The sequence below is a fragment of the Sorangium sp. So ce1335 genome, assembly GCF_051521615.1.
Classification (GTDB): Bacteria; Myxococcota_A; Polyangia; order Polyangiales; family Polyangiaceae; genus Sorangium.
On record NZ_CP150363.1, the window covers coordinates 11,936,189 to 11,958,866 of the forward strand.

Consider the following 22,678-nt stretch of genomic DNA (forward strand, 5'->3'; position numbering starts at 1 on the left):
AATCGGATCAACGCACCGGCGGTATGTCGGGCCAGCCGCGCGGAGGCGACGTGACCATCGCCGGCCGCTGGGGCTCGGTCCCGGGCGGCGTCACAGGGAACCCCTCTGCGGGGCGAGGCGTGACCATCGCCGGCCGCTGGGGCTCGGTCCCCGGCGGCGTCACAGGGAGCCCCTCTGCGGGGCGAGGCGTGACCATCGCAGGGGGCACCGGCTCGGTCCCCGGCGGCGTCACAGGGAACCCCTCTGCGGGGCGAGGCGTGACCATCGCAGGGGGCACGGGCTCGGTCCCCGGCGGCGTCACAGGGAGCCCCTCCGCGGGGCGAGGCGTGACCATCGCAGGGGGCACCGGCTCGGTCCCCGGCGGCGTCACAGGGAACCCCTCCGCGGGGCGAGGCGTGACCATCGCAGGGGGCACGGGCTCGGTCCCACGCGGCGTCACCACCGGCGGTCCCCCATCCACCGCCCCCGGCGTCACCGTGGCCGGAGGAGTCACCACCATGGCTGGCTTGGGAGGCCAGGGATCGCGGGGACCGGTGGGATCGAACGTGCGGAAGAGCCACGATCCGTCGTTCACCTCCACCGCATCGATGTCGCGGCGGGGCGCCTGCACCTCGGTGTTCAGCAGCTTCGCGAGGTCCGCGGCGACGCCGTCGTCCGCTGCTCCGGTCGAGCACGAGATGAGCCGGATCTTCTGCCCCTTGTAGTCCGGCAGCCGCTTGATCACCGCCGCCAACCTCTCTGCGCCCAGGATGATTACCTCGCCGCCCTTCGCACGCTCGAAGTCCACGCGGACCAAGGGCGACGCGACAAAGTGGGGCGTGCCGTGGACGATGACGTCGTAATAACCCGGCTCGGGAACCCTCTCGGCCATGGCCCGCGAGAGGGCCACATCCCACGCAGGGTTGCCGAGCACGCACTGGAGCCCCAGCGCATCGACGTGGACGACGGGGCTTCCATTGAACGCGGCGGGGTTCGCGCCGCCAGGCAGGCCGAGGGGATCCGGGCTGAGCCAGCGCGCCGTGGTGGGATCGAAGTAACGATACAAGGTATGAGAGAAGCCCGTCTCCTCGTCGTGGTAATGGCCGAGGAGCCGGAAAGGCGTCTCCGGCGGGCGCGCCCGCCCGGAAGGCGTGACGCGGGCGACCTCCGCGCCCCAGGCCGAGCACACGCCCGCCCAGGCGATCTCGCCCCGCTCGTCGACGAGCTCCCGCGGCGCGCCCAGGTGATCGTTGATGTACGCGAACACCTCGCCCTGCTCCTGATGCAGCAGGGGCGCGAGCGAGCCCGGCACGTGCACGAACACCCTCGTTCCTCGCTCCGAGTCGATCTCGGCGGCCAGCGCGAGCCCGTCCCAGAGATAGCGCACGACGCGCGGCGCGGCGGGCGGATCCGCGGGCGGCGGGAGGATCTCCTTGCGCACCCGTCGCCCGTGAGCATCGTAGGTGTAAAGTACCCTCGTCCCGCCCGGGAGCCGGACCTCGCGGAGCCGATCACGGCAGTCCCAGAGCAGCTCGGTCACCGCCCCTCCCCGGCGCTGCCGCACCCGCCGCCGGCCCTCGTCGTGCTCGTACTCCACATCGCCGGCGCGGATCAGGACATTCCCCGGCCTCATCGCCCAGGGGATCCCCTGCTCGGGCTCTGCGCGCATCCCCACCACCGAGCCGGCGGCGTCGTAATCGATGATCTCCCGCCGCTCGCCCCGCCTCGCCTCCACCAGCCGGCCGGAGACGTCATGCTCGTACCGTGTCGTCCCGCGCAGGGAGTCGTCGACCGTCTGGAGATAACCGCGCACGTCATAGCGGAAGGCGCGATCGAGGAGCGTGGCCCGCGGCGCCCCGGGCGCCCTCGCGGGCGCGAGCACCCGCTGCCGCGCGATCCGGTCCATCACGTCGGTCGACGTCAGGATGTCGACCCCGCTCGTGTGGAGATGCCGGCGCACCTCGTTGCCGAGCACATCGCGCACGATGCTGACGATCCGGCCTTCGTGCTCCACCGCGATCAGCGCCCCCGCGCCGTCGTAGCGGTACCGCGTCGTCTCTCCGGTGGGCAGCACGCGCACGGCGCGCCGGTTCCGCTCGTCGTAACCATAGTGGATCGTGAGCCCGTCCTGGGTCTCGGCGACCAGCCTGCCCAGCGCGTCGAACTCGGACTCGACGACCGTCTTTCCCGTCGCCTCGTCGACGGTGCCCACGAGCTTGCTGCCGGAGGTCTCGAACGTCAGCGCGCCGTGCGGCGAGCGCTCGATCCGGAGCGCGCCGTGCGCGTCGGTCTCGAACGCGCGGTACGTGCCATCCATGTGCTCGATCCGCGCGAGGTGATCGGACCTCGACCAGCGGTAGCGCAGGATGCGCCCGTCGAACGTCCTCTGCTCGATGACGCGCCCGGCGCGATCGTAGCGGTACTCCCAGACCTCGCGGCGGGGATTGCGGATCGCGCGGACCCGCTCCAGCGTGTCGTACTCGGCTTCCCAGACCTGCCCGTCGGGGCCGACCGTCCTGCGCAGGGAGTGCGTCCCGCCGTGCTCGCTGGTGAAGACCGCGCCGGCAGGATCGGTCTCGCGGACCAGCCGGCCCAGCGGGTCGTATTCCCGGCGCACCGTCGAGCCGTCGGGCCGCTGGATGGCGGTCACGCGCCCCCCGGCGTCGTAGGAGATGCGCGTCGTCCGCCCGAGCGCGTCGGTGATCGACGTGAGGCTCCCGAGCGCGTCGTACGTGTACCGCGTCCGATCGCCCGTGGCGCCCGATTCGACAACGAGGTTGTCCTGCTCGTCATACTCGAAGGAGACGTGCAGTCCGTCGGGATCGCGGAGCGCCGAGATCCGCCCGCGGCCGTCGTGATCGAGCGAGAGGGTGAGCCCCGAAGGATACGTGACCTCGATGAGCGCTCCGCGGTCGTCGTAGGCAAACTCGGTGACGCGGCCGTCGGGCAGGATGCGCTTCACCATGCGGTCGTCGCGGAACTCGCGCCGGGTGATCCGGCCCCCGGCGTCGGTGTGGGCGACCAGGTTGCCGCGCGCGTCGTGCTCATACCGATGGCGCTCGCCCGCGGCGTTCTCCTCGGCCACGACCAGGAGATCGTCGTCGTACTCGGTCCTCTGGACCACGGCGCCATCGCTGGTCCGCTGCAAGGTCACCGCCCCCCGCGCGTCCCACTGGAACACTCGAGGCGCGGGGTTGCCGGTCACCGTCGTCTCGCCCTTGCTCGTGTCATAGGCGAGATCGGCGGCGTGGATGCCGCCGTCGCCGTGACCGCGGACGCACCGGCCCGACGCGTCGTACTCGTAATGAAAGCCGAGCCCGGTGGGGAGCGTCTTTGCGACGAGCCGGTGGTGGCCGTCGTAGTCGTAGCGGGTCGTGTGCCCCAGCGCGTCCGTGTAGCGCTCGAGGTCGCCGTGCTCCGAGTAGGCGTAGCTCACGGTCCGCCGCGGCGCCCCGGCGGCCCAGACATCGAGCCGGACGATCCTGCCCTCGCCGTCGTGCGCGAGGCGGAGCTCCCGGCCCGAGGTGCCCACGATCTTCACGAGCCGACCGCCCTCGTAGACAAGCTCGACCACGTTGCCAGAGGGATCGCGCAGGGCCTGGAGCATCGCCCTTCCGGAATCCCCGTCGGACCGGAAGACCCGCGTCAGCCGCGCGTCGATCTCGAAGACCTCGATCGTCCTGGCCTTTCTCGTGACGGTGAGCCGCTTCCCGCGGTGGAACGATGAGCCCTTCTCGGGCACGGGGGGCAAGCGGACGCTCCGCCCGCCCGCGTCGCGCAGGAGCAGGTGGTCGTCGGCCAGCTCGATCCACTGGTGAAAGCTGTGCGTCCACCCGCCTCGGCCGAGCGGGGTCCTCTCCCGGTTCCTGCCGGAAGCGTAGAGCCTCCGCCACACGACCCGGATCCGCCCCTCCAGGACGGCATCCACGTCGTCATCGCATACCTCGCCCGAGGCGACCGAGACCGGGTCGATGACATAGCGGTTCTTGGCGCTGAACGTCTCGGGATCCGCCCCCGAGGCGCTCACGTCGACGCCATGGAACAAGGTGCCGAGGCACTGGGCGACCTTCCCGTCGGCTGTCGCCGTGTTCATGTACCCCTTGTCGAGCGTGCGACATACGTTCAACTCGCCGGCGAAGAAAGCGCTCGACGCCGTGAACATGGTCGCCCGGCCGCAGGTGGCGAACGTGACCACGTCGCCGCCCGTCGACTTGCTCGGCATGTTGCCGGGCTCATCGATCTTCATGTGGCTGCGGAGCGTGAGCAACGGCTTGTCGCTGATCGTGGTGCAGGACTCCGTCCCCTCGGCCGTCGCCGAGCGCGCCATGTAAACGTACGGCGTGGGGACGGGGGCGCCCGCGGGCGTGAGCGCAGGGCCATGGCTCACCGCCGGCGTGGGCCCCGGCATCACGTGGCCGCTGCCCGTCGTCGCGATCTCCTTGTCGCTGCTTGTCGTCGCCATGGCTCGCCTCCGGCTTTCAGCGGATCATCCCGAGGACGCGAGCGAGCCGCTCGGGATCGACCCGGTAACGGACGTTGCCCTCGAAGAAGCACACGTACCGGATCAGGCGGATCGTGAGCAGGCTCACCGTGATCGTGGGTTCCTTCTCGAGGTCGGGGTTACGGAGGACGAGATCCCCGTTGAACCCGCGCCGCCCAATCGAGAAGAACGGATCCTCCTGCTCACCGAGATACAATTTCAGCGTTGCCTCCAGCCGGGTCGCGGGGTCGTCCAGCGTGACCAGCCTGGGCGTGAGCGCGCGCCGTCTGGCTTCTGCCCTGTACTCGTCCGTTCGCTTTGCGGCTTCGGCCTCCTCGAAGCTCTTGCCCTCGAGATAGGTCCTTTGCCACGCCCGGAACTCGTCATCCGCGCGCTCGTCCGCCTCCTGGCACTGTCGAAGCGCCTCGTCGACCCGATCGGCCAGCGCATGCCGGTCGACGCCGAGCTCGCGCAGCTTCCTCGCGTCCTCCCAGATGACCTGCCCGAGCCGATCTTCCGCGCTCAGGAACCCGCTGGCGGAGTACCGCTCCGGCCGCAGCTTGCCGACGAGCAGCTCGACAGGGACCTGGAAGTACGCCGCGAGCGCGGCCTCGATGTGCTCCGGTGTCATCCCCTCCAGATCGCGCGGGAGGATATCCGGCTCTCCGTCGACATCGCGCGACGTCCTCCGGCGTTGAATGCGCGCGGTCATCCAGTTGCGCACCTCGGGCGTGATATCCAGGTCGGGCGGGAGCTCCCCGGTCGTCGTGGCGATCTCGGTGCAAAGCCGCCTTCCGAGCGTGACCGGGAGCCAGGGGAATCGGTCCGGGTGGTACCGCCAGTGGTACACGGAGCTGAGCTTGAAGATCGCGTCCGGCCGGATCACCTCGAACGTCCGCGGGATGTGCTCGTCCTGGAGATCGAGCACCGCGGCCGTCTCCGCAGGGAAGCGCGCTCCGCTCCCCGCCGCCCGCTCCAGATCCTCGGCGAGCGACCGGATGTGCCGCTCCAGGCGGCCGGGATAACCCCGGATCCAGCCGGCGAGCGCCTCGTCGTACCGGGCGATCTGCTCCTTGTCCTCGGCCGTGCTCGCGCGCGGGGCCGCGTAGCCCAGCCACACGAGGACCGACCAGGCCCACTTCTCGTCTGCGACCTGCTGCGGCGCGCTCTCCTCGCTCATGTCCACCCTCCTGCCGGACACCCCCGTGACGCCTGCGAGCAGGCGGCCGTGAGCGCCGCGATCTGGTCCTCCGGTTCCGGCGTCCACAGCGCCAGCTCGATCGACCGCCCGAGCCCGGCGCGCGCGGCGATCTCATCCGCCCGCCGCTGCGCCTCGTCCCGGTCGAGGAGGCCGCTCGAGAGCTCCGCCGCGACCGCCTCCAGCCGCCACGGCTCGCCGAGCCGATAGCGAAGCGTCGGGTCCAGGCGCGCCGCCCCGATGGCGCTCTTCCAGGCGAGGGCCCGCTTCCGATCCGGCGCGGGGACCGCGGGGCCGAAGAGCGTCGCGAGCGCGCTGGCCGCGGCGTCCGCGAGATCCTCGTCCGCGAGGAAGTGCGTCAAGAACGCCCACGCCCCCGCGTGGCCGAATCGACCGATGGCGGAGAGCGCCTCCGGCGTGACCGGAGCGCGCGAGAGGATGCCCTCCATCCTCCGGAGATCCTCGGCGCGGCCCGCGAGGACGAAGAGCTCGAGCGCACGGGCGCCGAGGATCGCGACGAGGTCGTCGCGAGCGCAGACCTCTTCGTGAGGATCGCGGTACCCCGCGACCGCGAGCGCCCGCGCCGCGCCCCACGCCACGGCAGGGCTCGGGTCGCGCAGCCGCGCGCGCAAGAGCGGCACCAGCGAGGGCGGGACGACCTCGCGCGCCTCGCGCGGCTCACATCGATCGATGGCCCGGATCGCCGCCAGGGCGACGGGGGCCTCACCGTGCTGCAGCCAGCGCGCCAGATCCTCCCGGGAGAGCCCGCCGCGGCGGGAGCAGACGTCGACGCCGACAGCGCGGGCGACCGGGTGGCGCGAGGCGAGCAGCGAGGATCCGAGCTGCGCCAGATCCGGGTGAGGCGCCACCGCGAGCGCCTCGGCGATCGCGAGGGCATCCCAGAGCGCGTCGCCCGGGAGCCGCTCGATCCCATGCGCCAGCGCCCGGAGCGGCGCCGGGCCCTCGATCGAGCCCAGCACGAAGGCCGGCACCCAGCTCTTCCACGGATCAGACCCCTCCAGCGCGCGCGTCCACCAGCGCTCCACCTCGGTGACGCAGCCTGCGCCGGTCGCGAGGATCGCCTCGGTCTGGATCAGGATCCGCGCCTCGATCGAGGGACGGTGGAGCGCGGGCCGCTGGCAGCGATGGCGGGCCAGCATCGCGATCATCTCGGCACACGAGTCGACGATCGCGGCGTGGAAGCGCGCCATCGGCAAGGGCTCGCCTCCCGTGTCGGCGAGCCGCACCGGCAGCTCGCCCGTCGCGTCGAACCTCGCTCGCGGATCGTCCTCGGGCGCGCCCAGCGCGATGTGCTCCTCGGGCACCGCGAGCCCAGGGCCGACCTCCGCGACCGCGGCCGCCCCGGCTGCGGGCGGCGGATCGCCGCCGAGCTCTCCCGGCAGGAGCGCGCCTCCTCCGCGGACGGCGGGAGGGGGCGAGAGCTCGACCCCGGGCAGCGCGTGCGCGAGCGGCCGGCCCCGCGCCGCCTTGAGCACCGGTGTCATGCGCAGCCTCCCGTCGCCATGGCGACCCCGCGCGTGCCGTCGGGGGAGATCGCCCAGGCGAGCAGCGGCGCGCCGGCCGCGGCGGGCGACTCGGTCGCTCCGTGCCGGAGCGTCGCCAGCCCATAGGCCAGATTGAACGCGCCGGCCGCCGCGCCGACCACGCCGACGTCCATCTCGGGACAGCTCACGTCGTGCTCGGGCTCGAAGCGCTCGCTGCTCCGCGCGAGGGCAAGGAGCCATTCCGTCTGGCGGAGCGAGCCCACCTGGAGCTGGCCAAAGACCGCGCCCACCCGGCCGATGCGCGGCAGGCCGCGGAGCGCCTGCGTCATCGCGACACCATCGACGATCGCGTCGTCCGCGTCCGTCGAGCTCCCCTGGACGGTCGCGGCGCCGTGCACGGTCCCGAGGAGCGGCAGCCGGGCGGAGCGCGCGGCGTCCGGGGCCGTGACGACCAGGGCCGCGGCGCCCTCCGAGGGCCGCGGGACCTCCGCGTCCCACGGGCTCGGCGGGTGGGAAACCCAGTGACGCAAGCGCTCGATCGAGATCAGCGAGTCCGCGGCCACGATCACGACCGCGCGCGCCCGACCTCCGGCGAGGAGCTCCTCGGCAGCGCGCAGGCCGGCGAAGCAACCGGCCTCGCCGGGGAACCGCAACGGATCGGGGCCGCCCAGCCGCGCGGCGAGCGCCGCCTCGACCTCGCGGACATCGTCCCTGGACAGCCCGGGCCGCGGGATCGCCGCGACAAGGACGAGCGCGATCCGATCGAGCCCCGGCGCGCCGTGGAGAGGTCGGGTCGCCTCGTGCATCGCGGCGAGCGCCAGCCGCGCGACGCGCGCGGCGGCTCGCTCGCGGGCGCCGATCCACGGACAGAAGCCGACGCTGAGCCGCTGGCCGCCGGCGAGCAGGAACGGAGATGCCTGAGGCGGCGGCACGCGCGCGCGCAGGTAGAAGACGTGCTCCGAGGACGTGATCCCCGCCGGCGAGACCAGCCCCAGACCGACGACGGCGAGCTTCATCGGTGCGACAGGCTCCCCGACTGCGTGACGAGCCCGTCGATCTCGATCGTCGATGCCTTGATCAGGAGCCCAGCCGGAGACGCCGCGAGGGTGGCGCCAGGTACGCTGAGGGTGACGTGCGCGCCCGACATCGACAGCGCGCCGCCGACCCGGATCGATATCTTCGGCGCCTTGATGGCGTAGGAGGCGCCCTCGGCGACGAGCGCGCCCGAGACCTCCAGGCTCGCGGCGGCGGCGGCGCCGCGCCCGATCCCCCCGGAGGCCACGATGCGCGCGCCGCCGCCGATCGACTCGACGGAGGCGCCCGCGGCGGTCTGCGTCACGGCGGCCGCCTTGATCGTCCGGCTCCCGCCCGTCGCGTGGGCGCTCGCGCCGAGCGTCTTCCACCCGATCGAGCCCGCGCTCGCGATCAGCGACGAGCCCCCGATCCCGACGAACGCAGTGCCGCTCACCACCACGTTGCGGTGCCCAGGGCCGGGCCCGGCGGGGGCGCTCGCGTCGCTGCTCCCGCCGCCAGCGCCCCCGCCGCCCTGAGCGGCGCCCGGATCCGGCGCGTCCGGATCCCACGGAGGAGGCGCCTTGGCCCCAGCAACGCTGGCCATGATCGCGTCGCCCCCAGGGAGGAGCCCGAGGAGCGCGCCGGCAGCGGCCATCTTCCCGGCCTGCGCCGCGCCCTCCCATCCGCCCCCGTCACGCTGCATGGCGCCCTCCGCCGCGGCCTTCGCGATCCCCAGCGCCGAGGCCGCGATCATCCCCGCCGTCCCCTTCGAGCCGACCCCGTGCAGCGCGGCCGCCGCGGCCAGCTGGAGCGCGCCCTTCACCGGATCGCCCACCTGCTCCATCAGGGCGCCTCCGACCAGCACCGACTCGCTCCCCACCGCCACGCCGAGATCCCCCGCGGCGGTCACCTTGTGCTGGCCTCCGACCGACCCGGACTGGGAGCCCACCGCGTCGAAGAGCGCCTGCTTGACCGAGACCACCTCGTCCGCTGCGACCTCGCGCGACTGGCTCCCCGCGACGCTGTATCGCTCGTCGTTGACCGTCTGCACGACCATGCTGGCGCGTGCGGTGGTCGTCTTTCCGAACGTCGCCTGGAGAGCGAGGTGCTCCCGCCCCGCCGCGTCATCGAACGAGATGAGGTTGCGGCCTCCGGCGCCGGGCGAGCTGTCGCTCGCGAGGACGGTCATGGTCTTGTTGGCCGGCAGCGGAAAGGGAGGTGGGCTCTTGGCGTTGTAGGACCGCCCGATCACGTAAGGCCGCGCCGGATCGCCGTCCTCGAAGAGGACGAAGACCTCCCACCCGACGCGCGGCAGGATCATCGAGCCCGGCGTGTTCGGCTGCAGCGTGCGGATCGGCAGGCTGCTCGCGGCGTCGCCGGAGCCCTCGAGATCCCAGTGGAAACGGGCGAAGATCCTGCCGAGATCGTCGGGGTGGATCTCGGCCCCTGGGGCGCCCGTGACGATGGCGGACTGGGCGCCGTGGATCCGGGGGCGCGCGGTGCGCTGCGCGAGCCGGAAAGGGACCTCGCGCGGGATCGACTCCACCTCGACGCGGTGCACATCCATCGATGCGCTCCAGTCGTGCGTGACGGCGACGACGAGGTGCTCGCGGCCAGGCGGGGGCGCGCCGACGTGGCCGGCGGACACGTCGATGGAGAACAGGAGCCCCGGCGCGAGCGCGAGGGCCGTCGACTGGAAGGAGCACCGGAGCGCCTCGGCGCGCAGGGTCTCCAGGCGCAGGCGCGCCTTCGAGGGATCGCCCGCCTCGGCAGGGCGCGCGGCGATCTCGTAGACCTCGCTGCGCTGCTCGAGATCCGTGCCCTCGCTGCGCGAGACCTCGAGCAAGGCGCCCGGGCGCTCGGGGTCGTAACCGCGCAAGGTGATCTTGCCGGGGCGGCGGCGGCGGAGGGCGCGGTACCTCGTCAGGGCCGGTCCGTGACCCAGCAGCGAGGCCTCGTCGATGAGGGGGAGCGCCTCCGGGAGCGCCGGCGGCGCGCCGGGCGAGCGATCGGCGATCTCGATGGTCTCGTCCGCGTCGCCCGCCTCGCAGGGAAAGCGGAAATAAAGGCCCTCTTCCTCGCACATCCGCCGCACGAACGTGGCGTCCGTCTCGTCATACTGGACAACATGGTCGCGCGGCGCGTGCTCTTCCGAGAGCACCAGGACGACGCCGCTCGAACCGTACCCCCCTTCCCCCAGCACCTTCTGCACGATGGCGGGCACCGAGAGGCGCTGGAAGATCCGGGAGCGGCGGCGGTGCTCCAGCAAGGCGAGGCGCGAACCGATCGCGAAGCGGTACTCGCGCGGCGCGTCCTGTCGCGAGGTGGCGACCGCCGTCCACCGCGTGACGACGCCGAGGAGCGTGCGCGCGCCGTGGTGCGTGTCGAGGGTCACCGAGCACGGGCGACCGAGCACTGCCGCGGCGGCGATCGGCTCGGACGAGGCGACGACGACCTCGAAGCGCGAGGGCTCGCCGAGGCGCTCCTCGCCCGAGAAGGCGCGGCACTCCACCGCGGGGACCCCTTCGGCGAGCCGGACGGCTACGGCCACGGCGGGCCCCCGGATGCGCGCTGCCCCTGCATCACGGCAGCTCCACCCTGGCGGACAGGACGCGGACCAGCGCGCCCATGTCGAGCACCATCCGGTCGCCCTCGATCCGCACCACGCCGGCCGCGTCGGCGGTGATCGACGCGGCGCCGACCTCGATCGAGGCCGCGCGATCGAGCCGCACGCGCAGCTCTTTCGCGTTCACGGACACGACGCCATCGGCGTCTCGCGCGATGGGCAACGAGGTCTGCAGCGCGCCCATGATCGCCGGGCCGCGCGGACCGTCCGCCACGATGACGAGCCGACCGGTCCGCAGGCAATCGTCCGCGAGCGCCGGGTCGACGCCGTCGCCGAGGACGGCGGCGCAGCGCGCGCCGGAGGTGGTCCGGATCCGGTACGAGCCCGCAAGCGCGAGCTCGATGGACGCTCCATGAATCCCGGGCCCGAGCGCCGGCTCCCGATCGGCCACGCGCGAGCGGGGGAGTGACGAGACCTTCTTCTTCGCCATGCCGAACCTCACTGGTGCTTCTGCGTCCCGCTCTCGACGCTGCCGACATCGCCCTTGAATCGCCCGGAGATCACGATCTTCCCCGGGCTCATCTTCACGACCACGCCGCCCGCCTTCAGGGTGAGCGTGCCCGAGCTCTCGATCGAGACGTCCGCCCCCTCGATCGTCGCGTCACCCCCGACGGTGTAGGAGCCCGCGGCGGTGAACGTCTCGGTGATCGCGCCGCCCGCGGTCACCTTGCGCGACGGGTACGTCTCCGAGAGGAGGCCCTTGGCCGTGAGCGTGTACTCGGCGCACGCGACGCTCTTCGCGCCGGCGATCTGGAGCGTGGACACGCCGCCCACGTCGACGGAGGCGTTCGACGCCGACGCGCTCGACCAGCCGCCCCCGTTCACGACGAGGGATCCGCCCTTCACGACCCGCTGCTGGTGCTCGATCGCCGCCTGCGCCTCGCCGCCGCCCACGATGCGTGTGAACGTGGCGCACGCGGTCGTGTGATCGCCGCCCGTCCGGACGCCGCGCAAGGCGGCGATCGCGATGGACTCGGAGGCGGCGCTGAGGCTGATCTGCGCGCCGGCCTCGACCGTGCGCGACCCGCCGACGCTGTAGCGCTGCGCGCCGGTCACGCTCTGCTCGAAGACGTGCCCGACGATGAGCTTGCGAGCGCCGCCGACAGCCCAGGTGTCATCGGCCTTCACGGCGGTGACCTTGTCGTTCTCGGTACGCTCGTTGAAGTCGCTCGAGGCCTCGAACATCATCCCCTCGTTGCCGGCGGTGTCGTCGGTGGCGATGCGGTTCCGGCCGCCGCCGCCCGGCGTCGTCAGCGTCCCGAGCGCGCTCACGACCTTCTCCCTCGGCAGCGCCGCGGGCGGAGGGGCCGCGCGGTTGTAGAGCCGCCCGAGCACGACGGGGGCGTCGCCGTCCTTGCCGGAGAACCCCACGAGGACCTCCCAGCCAACGCGGGGGAGGAAGAGGGCGCCGGAGGTGGCCGGCTGGCCAACGCGCGTCCACGCCGAGCTCGTGCCGTCGTCGGGCGCCCGCCGGTCCCACCTGTGCTTCACGCGGACACGGCCGTGCTCTTCCGTGTGGAGCTCGGCCCCGCGGGGCCCGGCGACGACCGCCGTCTGCACGCCGCCGAGCCGCGGCGCGCGAGAGCGCTCGGGGCGATAGGCGATGTCGGCGGGGATGGCGGTGAACCGGGCGGCATATGGCCGCTCGTTGGCCTCGCGCTCGTGCCCCTCGTGAACCACCTCGACGAGCAGCCAGCGCCCGTCGAGGTCCTCCCGCTCGCCCCCCTTCAAGGTGAGCACCGCGCCTGCGAAGAGGCCGCGGGCGTTCGTCTCGCCGTGGAGGACCCGCCGGCAAGCGCGCGCCTCTTCCAGCCGCAGCTCCGCGGCGCGCTGCCCCGTCGCCGGGTCGAGGTAGCCTCCGGGGTAGTCGTAGACCCGCCGCGCGCCTGCGCCCGCCGAGACGCCCTGATCGAGCATCGGCTTCTCGAAGTTGTAATCGCGCAGGGCGACCTCCTCGATCGCGACCCGCTCGACCAGCCGCACGCGGTACACCGACTCCCCCGCTTCCATGCCTGCCTCTTCCCGGACCGGCAGCGGGCCGCCCTCGACCTCGGGGTGGCCGGCGATGCCGTCCGTCAGGATGCAGGTGTCCCCTGCCGGATCCAGGAACCACGTGATCCCCTCCTCGGCGAGGAGGCGCGTCATGAACTCGAGATCTCCCTCGAACTGCTGGATGCACTGGCCGCGTTTTGGGGGCGCGCGGCCGACGCGGAGGTCGAGCGCGATCCCGTGCTCCTCGAGCAGCGCCCGGGCGATCGCGGTCGCGTCGAGGTCCACGAAGACGCGATGATCCACGGCGTCCATGCACGCCGCCGCGCGGGGCACGAGCGTGAGCACCCACAGGCCAGGCTGGACCTCCGCCGCGTCGACCACCGCGTCGACCGAGCGCTCGCGCCCGGAATGCCCGTGCCACGTGAGGCGGGCAGGGGCGGTGATGAGCGAGAGCGGGTCGGTCTCGCTCGATGGATCCGAGAGAGCGCAGGTGATCTCGAAGGAGAAAGGGGCATTGAGGCGCTCCCGCCCGAGGAGCCGCGCGACGCGGAGCGCCTCGGTAAGGCCCTCGACCGACACCTGGAAGACCTGCGCGAGCGCCATCTCCGCGGCTTCCTTCATGTGATCTTCGTCCCGTTGAGGTGCTTGACCACGAGTCCGTCCACCCTGGTCGTACCGCGCGTCGCGCGGAGCGCTCCGCCGCGGATCTCGAGCGTCCCCGCGCTCAGCGAGGCCGCCTCGATGGTGATGTCCGCCCCGGTGATGGCGAACTCGCCGCCGGCGCGGAGCGTCGCGCTCCCCGCAGCGATCTTCCCGACCGCCGCGGAGAGCGCGGCCGCGCCGCCGGCCGACTCCACCGCGGCGCCGCCCGCCTGGATCCGCTTGGCCCCGTACGCCGTGTCCGCGAACCTGCCGCCTGCCACGACGGTATAGGCGCCGCCCACGGACTCGACGCGCGCGCCGGCGACGCTCTCCGTCACGCCGAGCGTCGCCGCGAGCGTCGATGAGCCGCCGCTCGCCTGGACGAACGCGCCATCGACCTGCATGTTCGCCTGATTGCACTGGAGCGCGTACGCGGCCCCGACGACCTCCGTGTACTCCCCGCTCGCCGCGACGGTGCGATTCCCGCCGGCGCTCAGGAGCTCGGCCCCGCCGACGGAGAGCGACACCGCGCCCTTCGCGGCCGTGGCGAAGGTCGTGCCCACGTTCACCGACTGCGAGCCTCCGACCGCGTGCGCCTGCGCGCCGAGGACGACGTGGGCGAGCGAGGCGCCGACGTCCTGCGTGAGATCCGCGCCGACTTCGGTCCTCGACGGGCCTCCCACGGAGACGCTCTGATCCCTCGCGGCGTGGAGGAACAGCTCCTCCTGGCCAGCGTCGTCGCTCATGCGGATCTCGTTCGTGCTGCCGCCACCGGGCGACGCCGCGGACTGGAGGGATGTGGTCGCCGCGCGCCCGGGGAGCGGATACGGCACGACGGCCGTCGCATTGTAATGACGGCCGAGGACGAAGGGGACGTCCGGATTGCCATCCAGGTAGCCGACCGGGACCTCCCATCCGACGCGCGGCAGGAGCATGGCGCCGCCGAGCGGCCATTGCAGGCACCGCACCCAGGCCGACGACCGGTCGTCCACGACGCCGGATGGATCCCAGAGGAACCGGAGCTTGACGCGGCCGAGCTCGTCCACGTGGATCTCCTCACCGGTTGGCCCGGTGGTCACCGCGCTCTCGATGCCCTCGACCCTCGGCGCCTGGGTGGGGATGGCCGGCCGGAAGGGCATCTCGCCGGCGGGGACGAGGAGCAGCCGGTTGCGATAAGGCGCTGCTGGCGCGCCGTGCGGCGCGGGCCGCTGGTATACGTGCTCCACCCGGACGACGAGGTACTCGCGGTTCATCTCGTCATCCATGCACCCCTCGACGCGCAGCCGGCGCCCCGGCCGCGTGCGCGTGCAGTCGCTCGCCGCGAGCGCGCGCACGGCGAAGCGCCGGAGCTGCTCGAGGCGCACCTCTGCCCGGCGCTTCGCCGCGGCGCGGGTGGGCACGAAGGCGGGATACTCGAAATAGGAGAGCGCGCCCCCGCCGGCGGCGCCTTCGATGTAGACGTCGGGGTTCTGGACGTCGAAGTCGCGGACCAGCACCGAAGATGGGGTGATCTCCGCGATCAGCGCGAGCTCGTCGATCGAGCGCCGCCGGACCATGCCGCTCGCGTCCTGGTAGGGAACGGTCACTGGCGCTGCGATCCCGTCGTGCGCCTCCGGCGTGTCCCCGAGGACGAGGACCTCGTGGTCGCCCGCCGTGTCGAACCAGTACGTAATCCCCTCGTCCGCGAGGAGCCGCTCGATGAACGACCACGCTCGCTCGCCGTACTGGACGCACTGCCGCCGCCGCGCGTAATCGCCCGCGAGCCGCAGGTCGAGCCGCTCGGCGGATACGCCCGCGTCGCGCAGCACCTCGGCGACGATCTCGTGAGCGGCCTTGTCGAGGAAGAGGCGGTAACCGCCCTGGAGGGTGAGCTGCCACAGGGCCGGAGCGAGCACGAGCGTGTACCGACGGAAGGCCCGCTCGCGCCCCTCATCGCTGATCTCGGAGACGAGCAGCTCGATATGGCGCGTCGCCCCCTCGAGCTCGTCCCGGAGCGAGAGCCGCGCCCGAGATCCGGCCGCGGCTCCGAGGTCGAGCCCCTCGGCTGTGAGGATCTCCACCTCCCAGCGAGGGAGCTCGTTCATTGCTTCCGTGCCGGTGACGCGGAGTACATGGCACGACTCAACGACCTTGTTCGCGATCTCGAGCTCGATCTCGAACATGTTCCTACTCTCGGCAGTTGCGGGACATAAGCCATGCCTGGTACCATGATGCTCATCGTGCAGGCAACAGCTCTTTGCCCTGTGTCTCCTTGTGTCGGCTCGTATGGCTCGCCGCACGGTTCCTGGCGTGGCGCGAACGCACGTTTTCGTCGTTTTGCGCAGGATCTCGGCGCGAGCTCGGCCCAGGCTGGGCGACATGGGAGTTGATGCGGCCGCCATCACGGCGGCGGCAGCCAGCGGGGCCGTGGCCAACGCGACACCGTTTGCGGTCGTCGCGTGTCCGCTGGTCGAGGCCTCCGGGCGGCCCGTGGTCGCCGTGATCGTCAAGGGCACGTTCGGGGTGGAGCGCCGCAGGGTTGTGCCGGTGGAGCCACGGCCTGTCCGGATGAGCGATGTCCCGCGCGACGAGGGGGATCCGTGGAGCAGCCTCCGGTATGCGTCGGACCTGTGCCCGCGCAAGCATGGAGCCGATGTCGTGGCCGTGGGCGAGGCGATCTCCCCTCGGCCCGTCGTGGCGATGGACGTGGCGATCAAGGTCCGCGGGACCTCGGCGCCGCTGCGCGTCCACGGCCCGCGGTTCTACTATGCGTGGCTCGGTCAGGTCGCGATCGGTCCGGCGGCGCCGTTCGAGCGCGCTCCGCTCGTCTACGAGAGGGCCTATGGCGGGAGGACCGACGACCTGAAGCTCATCGACCCGCGGAACCCGAGCGGCACGGGCGTCGCGCACCACCCTCACGATCTCGTCGATCGACTCGCGCCGCAGATTGAGCATCCGGCTTACCCCGTCGACGGGCCGCCCGATCGCCGGGCGCCCGCCGGATACGGGCCGATTGCCGCCCACTGGTCGCCGAGGCGCGAGCGCGCGGGCACCTTCGATGAGCGCTGGAAGGCAGAGCGAATGCCGCTCATGCCGCCGGATTTCGACGTGAGGCACCACAATGTCGCGCACCCGGCGCTGATCCTGGACGAGCCGCTGCGGGCCTCGGATCCGGTCGCGGTGCTCGGGATGTCGCCCGATGGGCTCTTCCGCTTCGAGCTGCCCGCGCTCCCGGTCGTCATCCATGCTCGCTTTGATAGCGGGCGCAAGGTGAGTGTCCGCCCGGAGATCGACACGCTCGTCCTCGAGCCGGCCGAGCGTCGGTTCGAGATCGCGGGCCGGCATGCGTTCCCGATCGGCCGCGGCATCGAGGTGCTACGCGAGCTCAGGGTGGACCTCGACGGCGGGTGACGCGAGGGCAGGACGACGATGCTTGTCGACGAGAGGGCTGGAGACGGAGAGGTTCAAGGGGGGGTGAGCCTGGCGCGCTACGCCGCGGTGCACGCGGCCCTCTCGGAGGGGTCTTCGCTGGACGCAGCGCTCCTCCGCGAGCGCGTCCCCCCGGCGTCCTGGAGCGATGCGGAGCCTGCGTGGGCCGCACGGCTGGCGGAGAGCGCCGCAGGGGATCAGGCTCTCCTCGGCCGGTACGACGCGTTGCTCTCCGAAGCGCGCGCTCGATTCTCCCGGCGAATCCGGCCCATCGACGAGGATCTCCGGGCCTGGCTGGGTTTCCTGCGCGCCTGGTCGTCCTCCGACGACCACCTCGCCTTCCTCGACGCGCGCGGCGTGCGCTTCAGCGACATCGCGCGCTTGCAGATCCGCTGGGCGGAGCGCATCGCCTCGGACGCCGGATTGCGGGAGCAGGCGCTCGTCATCGCAAGAGAGCCGCTGGGCTCCTGTCCGGAGATCGCGGTGGATCCCGGCATGGTGCCGCCCGCCGAGGCGCGACCGTCCGGCAGGCCGGCGAGCGGGAGGGGGGACAGCCCGGCGCCCCGCCCCTCGCTCTGGACGCCCCTGCCCACGCCGGACAGCGATGCACCGCCGGCGGGAACGCTGGACGGGCCGGCGCCTCCGCTGGCGCCGCGCGCCGCGATGGCCCCTGCGGCGTCTACGGCGCCCGCGGCGCTCGAGATGTTCGAGATTCCGGACGGCATGAGGCATTTCCAGAGCGTCCGCGAGACGGAGCTCGGGTCTCCCGGGCCGTCGGGGCCGGCATTGCCGTTCGAGTCGGCGCCGTCGGTGACGCCGGAGGTGACGTTCGAGAGCGCGAAGCGGCATGCGGAGGCGACGCAGGGACCGCGCGCGGAGCCAGTGGCGAAGCCGCTCGAGACCACGGCGCCGCTGCGCGGCGAGCCCGGCGGGACGCCCCTGCCGTTCGCGCGCGAGCCCGTGGCGGGCGCGGCCCCCGCGCGCGAGCCCGCGGCGGGCGCGGCCCCGGCCCCGGAGGTCCCGTCCGGCTTCGTGATCCCGAAGGGCATGAGGCATTTCCAGAGCGTCCGCGAGACGGAGCTCGGGCCCCCCGGGCCGTCGGGCCCGGCGTTGCCGTTCGAGTCGGCGCCGTCTGTGCCGCCGGAGGTGGCGTTCGAGAGCGCGAAGCAGCACGCGGAGGCGACGCAGGGGCCGCGCGCGGAGCCGGTTGAGAAGCCGCTCGGGATGACCGCACCGCTGCGCGGCGAGCCCGGCGGGACGCCCCTGCCGTTCGCGCGCGAGCCTGCGGCGGGCGCGGCCCCGGCCCCGGAGGTCCCGTCCGGCCTCGTGATCCCGAAGGGCATGAGGCATTTCCAGAGCCTCCATGAGACGGAGCTCGGGTCCTCCGGCCCGTCTGGACCGGCGTTGCCATTCGCTCCGCTCGCAGCGAAAGCCGCGCTCGGGAGCGGCACGCCGTCGCTTTCGCTCGAGCGGTATGCCCAGCTCTGCGTGGAGCTCCGCTGGTTCCCGGAGCAGGGGAGCGAGATCCTCCGCCGTCATGGGATCACCCCCGAGCAACGGGCGAATCTGGACGCGCACTGGCAGGAGCGAATGGCCGAGGAGCCGACCGTGCGGCTCGCGTGGGAGCGGGCATGCGAGGCGTACGCGGCCCGGTACGCAGGGCCGCGCTGACATCCCGTGTCTCGGGCAGCTGCCGCGCAGCGGGTCAGCCGCGATGAGCGGCCATGTCGTTCGACTGTCCGCCCTGCTCGTCACGCGAGGCGTCCGCCCGGCCGTCGCCGCGGCCGGCGGCATGCGCGGCCGCGGCGGGCCGACCGAGGCGCCGTGACAGGGTGTCCGGACGCGCGCACGTCCCCGGGGAGCTGCCTGAATCTCTGGTGTTGGTGCGCTCCTTGCTGAATGGCCCGGCTCTCCCCCGGAGGCCATCTCATGACCGATCGCAAAGACCCCGCGAAGTCATCGTCCAAGGACCCGGCGCCGAACGAAAAGGGCGCGGGCAGCGCGAAGCAATCGATGGGCGGCCCGTCGGCGAAGCCGCGGGCCGCGCGGCCGAAGCGCAGCCTCATCGAGCGCGCGGCGACCGCGCTCGGCAGCGGGACGAGCAGCGACGACGCCGGGGTGCGCAACCTCGCGGCCGCCGACCGCCTCGACGCGAAGTTCGACGCCACCGAGGCGCTCGTCGCCGCCATCCCCGAGAACGTGAACAAACCCGCCGAGTACGCGCTGCGCGGCAAAGTGCCACAGCCGCCGCAAGGTGCCACAGCGAAGCCAGAGAACCTGGACGCAACCGCGAGCACGATCACGGAGAGCAACGAGTCCGAGAAGAACGGCGACAAGGCGGCTCCGGGCGAGAACCTGAATCAGGGGCCGCTGCAAAAGCACCGGGCTGACTCGCTCGGCCGGGCGCTGACGACGAACCAGGGCGTGCCCGTCGGCGACAACCAGAACTCGCTGCGCGCGGGGCTGCGCGGCCCGACGCTGCTCGAGGACTTCATCCTTCGCGAGAAGATCACGCACTTCGACCACGAGCGCATCCCCGAGCGCGTCGTGCACGCGCGCGGCTCGGGCGCGCACGGCTACTTCGAGTGCACCGAGGACATCACCTCGCTCACCAAGGCCGCGCCCTTCGCGAAGGTCGGCAAGCGGACGCCGGTGTTCGTGCGCTTCTCGACCGTCGCCGGCGAGCGCGGCAGCGCCGACACGGTGCGCGACGTCCGCGGCTTCGCCGTGAAGTTCTACACCGACGAGGGCAACTGGGACCTCGTCGGCAACAACATTCCTGTCTTCTTCATCCAGGATCCGATGAAGTTCCCCGACGTCGTTCACGCCGTGAAGCCCGAGCCGCACCACCAGATGCCGCAGGCCTCGAGCGCGCACGACACCTTCTGGGACTTCATCTCGCTCATGCCCGAGTCGATTCACATGGTCATGTGGCAGATGAGCGACAGGGCGATCCCCCGCAGCTACCGCACGATGCAGGGCTTCGGCGTGCACACCTTCCGGCTCGTCAACTCGGCCGGCGAGGCGACGCTCGTGAAGTTCCACTGGACGCCCGTGCTCGGCACGCACTCGCTCGACTGGGACGAGGCGGTGAAGATCGCGGGCGCCGACCCCGACTTCCACCGCCGCGACCTCTGGGAGGCCATCGAGGGCGGCGCGTTCCCCGAGTACCTGTTGCAGATCCAGACGTTCACCGAGGCCGAGGCCGAGGCGTGGAGCTTCGATGTCCTCGACGCGACGAAGATCGTGCCGGAGGAGCTCGCGCCCCTGCGCACCGTCGGCCGGCTCGTCCTGAACCGCAACCCCGACAACTTCTTCGCCGAGACCGAGCAGGTCGCGTTCTGCACGCAGCATATCGTCCCCGGCATCGACTTCACGAACGACCCGCTGCTGCAGGGGCGCAACTTCTCTTACCTCGACACGCAGCTCTTGCGCCTCGGCGGGCCGAACTTCCACGAGATCCCGATCAACGCGCCGGTCGTCCAGGTGCACAACAACCAGCGCGACGGGTTCCACCGCCAGACGATCAACCGCGGCCGGGTGAACTACGAGCCCAACTCGCTCGCCGGCGGCTGCCCCTTCCAGGCCGGCGCGCGCGGCTTCGCCTCGGTCGCCGAGCGGCTCCTGGCGCAGCAGGCCTCGACCGAGCCGACGAAGCTGCGCGCGAAGCCCGAGAAGTTCGCCGACCACTACACGCAGGCGCGCCTCTTCTGGGCGAGCCAGACGCCCATCGAGCGCGAGCACATCGCGCGCGCCTTCCGCTTCGAGCTGACGCGCGTGCAGACGCAGGCCATCCGCGAGCGCATGGTCGCGATGCTGCGGAACGTCGACGAGGGGCTCGCCGCGCGCGTCGCGGCCGACCTCGGCACGCCGCTCCCCGAGCCGCTCTCGATGGTGGTGCCGCCCGTCAAGGCCCCCGAGGTCGCCGTGTCCCCGGCCCTGTCGCTGCTCGCCCGGCCCGGCGACGGCCGCATCCTCGGCCGCCGCGTCGCGATCCTCGTCGCCGACGGGGTGGCCGGCGCGGGGGCGAGCGCCCTCTACGACGCGCTGCTGCTGGCGGGCGCGGTGCCCCGCTACGTCGGCCAGCGCCTCGGCGTCGTGCGCACCGCCGAGGGCGACGAGCTGCCGGTCGAGGTGACGGTCGAGGCCGCCCCGAGCGTCCTGTTCGACGCGGCGGTGCTGCCGCCCGGCGCCGGCGCGGCGGCGCTGGCGCGCGACGGGCTCGCGGTCGAGTTCGTCCAGCTCCAGTACCGCCACTGCAAGCCCCTGCTCGTGCCGGCGTCGGCCGCCTCGCTCGCGGTGGCCGCGGGCGTGACGGCCGCCGCGGCCGCCGCGGCCGGCGGGGGCGACGACCCGGGCCTCCTCGTCCTGCCGGACGACGAGGTGGCCGCGGCGGCCCCGGCGTTCATCAAGGCGATCGCCATGCACCGCGCGTGGCAGCGCCAGACCGAGCCGCCGGCCGTCTGAGCCCGCCCCGCCGGCGGGGCGGCGCGCCGGGGGCGCCCGCCCCGCGCCTGTCGCCGGGCACGCCCCTGCGATGGCCGCCCCCGGCGCGCGCGTCGCGTGCGGCGCGTGCTGCGCGCGACGCGCCGTGGCCGCGGGGCGCTGCTTCGCCCAGAGCCCGCGCTCGCCGCGCGGGCTCCTCGACGAGCCGCGCCACCGCTACTGATTCGCGCCGATCGAGTCGAGGAAGTCGATGTAGTCGTCGGCCTTGTCCCCCGGGACGACGTCGAGGCCGAGGTTGAACCGGTGCTCGTCGACCATCTGCGGGGCGAGGATCTTCCTGGTCGCGTCGAGGCCGATGGTCTTGATGCCATAGAGGATGTAGGGCACGAGGTAACCCTCGTAGTACTGCCGCTGGACGTGGGTGGCCTTCACGCGCCCCTGGCGCATGTAGTCGACGGTCTTCGGATCGAAATCGAAGGCGACGACGGGGAGATCCGTCCTGTCCGCGGCCTCCGCGGCCATCGCGCACCGGTACGCGGCGGCGAACAGCCCGAGCAACCCCACGACGGGCGGGTCCGCGGTCGCGATCTTGTCTGCCATCGATGCGACGTCATCGGCCTCGCCGTCGTTTCCCCAGATGACTGGGCTCACCAGGGTCGTGTAACCGGCGTCCTCGAGCACGCGCTGGGCCGCCTCCGTTCTGGCCTTTCCGTCGATCCACGTCGGGTCGAGGCTGCCGTGGATCACCACCGTGCCCGGCCCCGGGGGCAGCATCGCGAGCGTGGTCTTTCCTGCCGTCTCTCCGGCCGACGTGTTGATGGTCCCGACGTAGATCGAGCGCTTCGACGTCGCGAGGTCGGTGTCGATCGTCACCACGTGGACCCCCTTCGCGACGGCCTCGTCGATGGCGGCCACGTTGGCGTCGCCGAACGGCGAGATGCCGATCCCCTCGGCGCCCTCCGCCACCGTTTGCTCGATCTGCTGGTTCTGGAGCTCCATCTTCCTCTGCTGATCGTCCGCCTGCTCGAGCGGCCCGACCACGTTCCCCGTGACGCCGAGCTCACCCATGGCGCGGTTGGCCCCCGTGGCGATCGGCGCAAAGAACCTGTAAAGGGTCTTCAGCAGGATCGCCATCGGCATCGGCTCGATAGAGCCCTCGTTGATCTCGGCGACGAGGTGATCGACCGTCGCCTCGAGCTCCATCGGGGTGAACTCGCTCACTGGAGCCGGCGCTCGCTTGATAGGCGTGGCGTCCTCACCCTCCGTCGGGTCGTCGCTCGTCCCGCATGCCGCCGTCATCAGCGTGAGCCCCAAGGCCGCCACCCAGCATCGTCTCATCCTCTTCATGATTCCCCTCCTCGTCCGCGCTGCGTCTTCGCGCGCGGAGC

General features: G+C 72.5%; 12 protein-coding genes. 3 read left to right on the top strand and 9 right to left on the bottom strand.

The annotated features are described in order from the left end of the window. Window positions 1-7 precede the first annotated feature (7 nt). Genes WMF24_RS44565 through WMF24_RS44600 form a run of 8 tightly spaced genes read right to left on the bottom strand, consistent with a single transcriptional unit; the run spans window position 8 to window position 15,598 of the window. Window positions 8-4,441, bottom strand: a complete 4,434-nt coding sequence (locus WMF24_RS44565; protein ID WP_437733571.1) for a DUF6531 domain-containing protein — start codon at window positions 4,439-4,441, stop codon at window positions 8-10. Window positions 4,442-4,457: 16 nt separating this feature from the next. Beyond that, window positions 4,458-5,639 (bottom strand): hypothetical protein, encoded by a 1,182-nt coding sequence (locus tag WMF24_RS44570; protein WP_437733572.1) that lies wholly within the window; start codon window positions 5,637-5,639, stop codon window positions 4,458-4,460. Further along, window positions 5,636-7,162 carry a hypothetical protein gene (locus tag WMF24_RS44575; protein WP_437733573.1) on the bottom strand — a complete coding sequence of 509 codons (1,527 nt, stop codon included), beginning with the start codon at window positions 7,160-7,162 and terminating at the stop codon, window positions 5,636-5,638. The genes WMF24_RS44570 and WMF24_RS44575 overlap by 4 nt, the downstream gene beginning before the upstream one ends. Further along, complete coding sequence (locus tag WMF24_RS44580; protein WP_437733574.1) at window positions 7,159-8,178, bottom strand: hypothetical protein; 1,020 nt, start codon at window positions 8,176-8,178, stop codon at window positions 7,159-7,161. The genes WMF24_RS44575 and WMF24_RS44580 overlap by 4 nt, the downstream gene beginning before the upstream one ends. Beyond that, on the bottom strand, window positions 8,175-10,727 hold the full coding sequence (locus WMF24_RS44585; RefSeq protein ID WP_437733575.1) for a type VI secretion system Vgr family protein: 2,553 nt from the start codon (window positions 10,725-10,727) through the stop codon (window positions 8,175-8,177). Before WMF24_RS44585 ends, WMF24_RS44580 begins: the two co-directional genes overlap by 4 nt. Window positions 10,728-10,758: 31 nt before the next feature. Then, entirely contained in the window at window positions 10,759-11,232 is a 474-nt protein-coding gene (locus tag WMF24_RS44590; protein ID WP_437733576.1) for a hypothetical protein, read from the bottom strand. A gap of 8 nt (window positions 11,233-11,240) precedes the next feature. Next, window positions 11,241-13,415, bottom strand: coding sequence for a type VI secretion system Vgr family protein (locus WMF24_RS44595; protein WP_437733577.1), 2,175 nt, complete (start codon window positions 13,413-13,415; stop codon window positions 11,241-11,243). Further along, window positions 13,412-15,598, bottom strand: a complete 2,187-nt coding sequence (locus tag WMF24_RS44600; protein WP_437733578.1) for a type VI secretion system Vgr family protein — start codon at window positions 15,596-15,598, stop codon at window positions 13,412-13,414. Before WMF24_RS44600 ends, WMF24_RS44595 begins: the two co-directional genes overlap by 4 nt. 196 nt (window positions 15,599-15,794) lie before the next feature. On the opposite strand from WMF24_RS44600, the gene WMF24_RS44605 reads away from it, so the two are divergent. The 3 genes from WMF24_RS44605 to WMF24_RS44615 all read left to right on the top strand — a co-directional run bounded on the left by WMF24_RS44605 (window position 15,795) and on the right by WMF24_RS44615 (window position 21,311). Beyond that, a complete protein-coding gene (locus tag WMF24_RS44605) occupies window positions 15,795-16,826 on the top strand; it encodes a DUF2169 family type VI secretion system accessory protein (RefSeq protein ID WP_437733579.1) in 1,032 nt (343 codons plus the stop codon). An 18-nt stretch (window positions 16,827-16,844) separates the two neighbouring features. Then, window positions 16,845-18,515 carry a hypothetical protein gene (locus WMF24_RS44610; RefSeq protein WP_437733580.1) on the top strand — a complete coding sequence of 557 codons (1,671 nt, stop codon included), beginning with the start codon at window positions 16,845-16,847 and terminating at the stop codon, window positions 18,513-18,515. A 258-nt stretch (window positions 18,516-18,773) separates the two neighbouring features. Further along, entirely contained in the window at window positions 18,774-21,311 is a 2,538-nt protein-coding gene (locus WMF24_RS44615) for a catalase (RefSeq protein WP_437733581.1), read from the top strand. 195 nt (window positions 21,312-21,506) lie between these two features. Here the strand turns inward: WMF24_RS44615 and WMF24_RS44620 are convergent, their stop codons facing one another. Beyond that, window positions 21,507-22,637 (bottom strand): substrate-binding domain-containing protein, encoded by a 1,131-nt coding sequence (locus WMF24_RS44620; protein WP_437733582.1) that lies wholly within the window; start codon window positions 22,635-22,637, stop codon window positions 21,507-21,509. Between the last annotated feature and the right edge of the window lie 41 nt (window positions 22,638-22,678).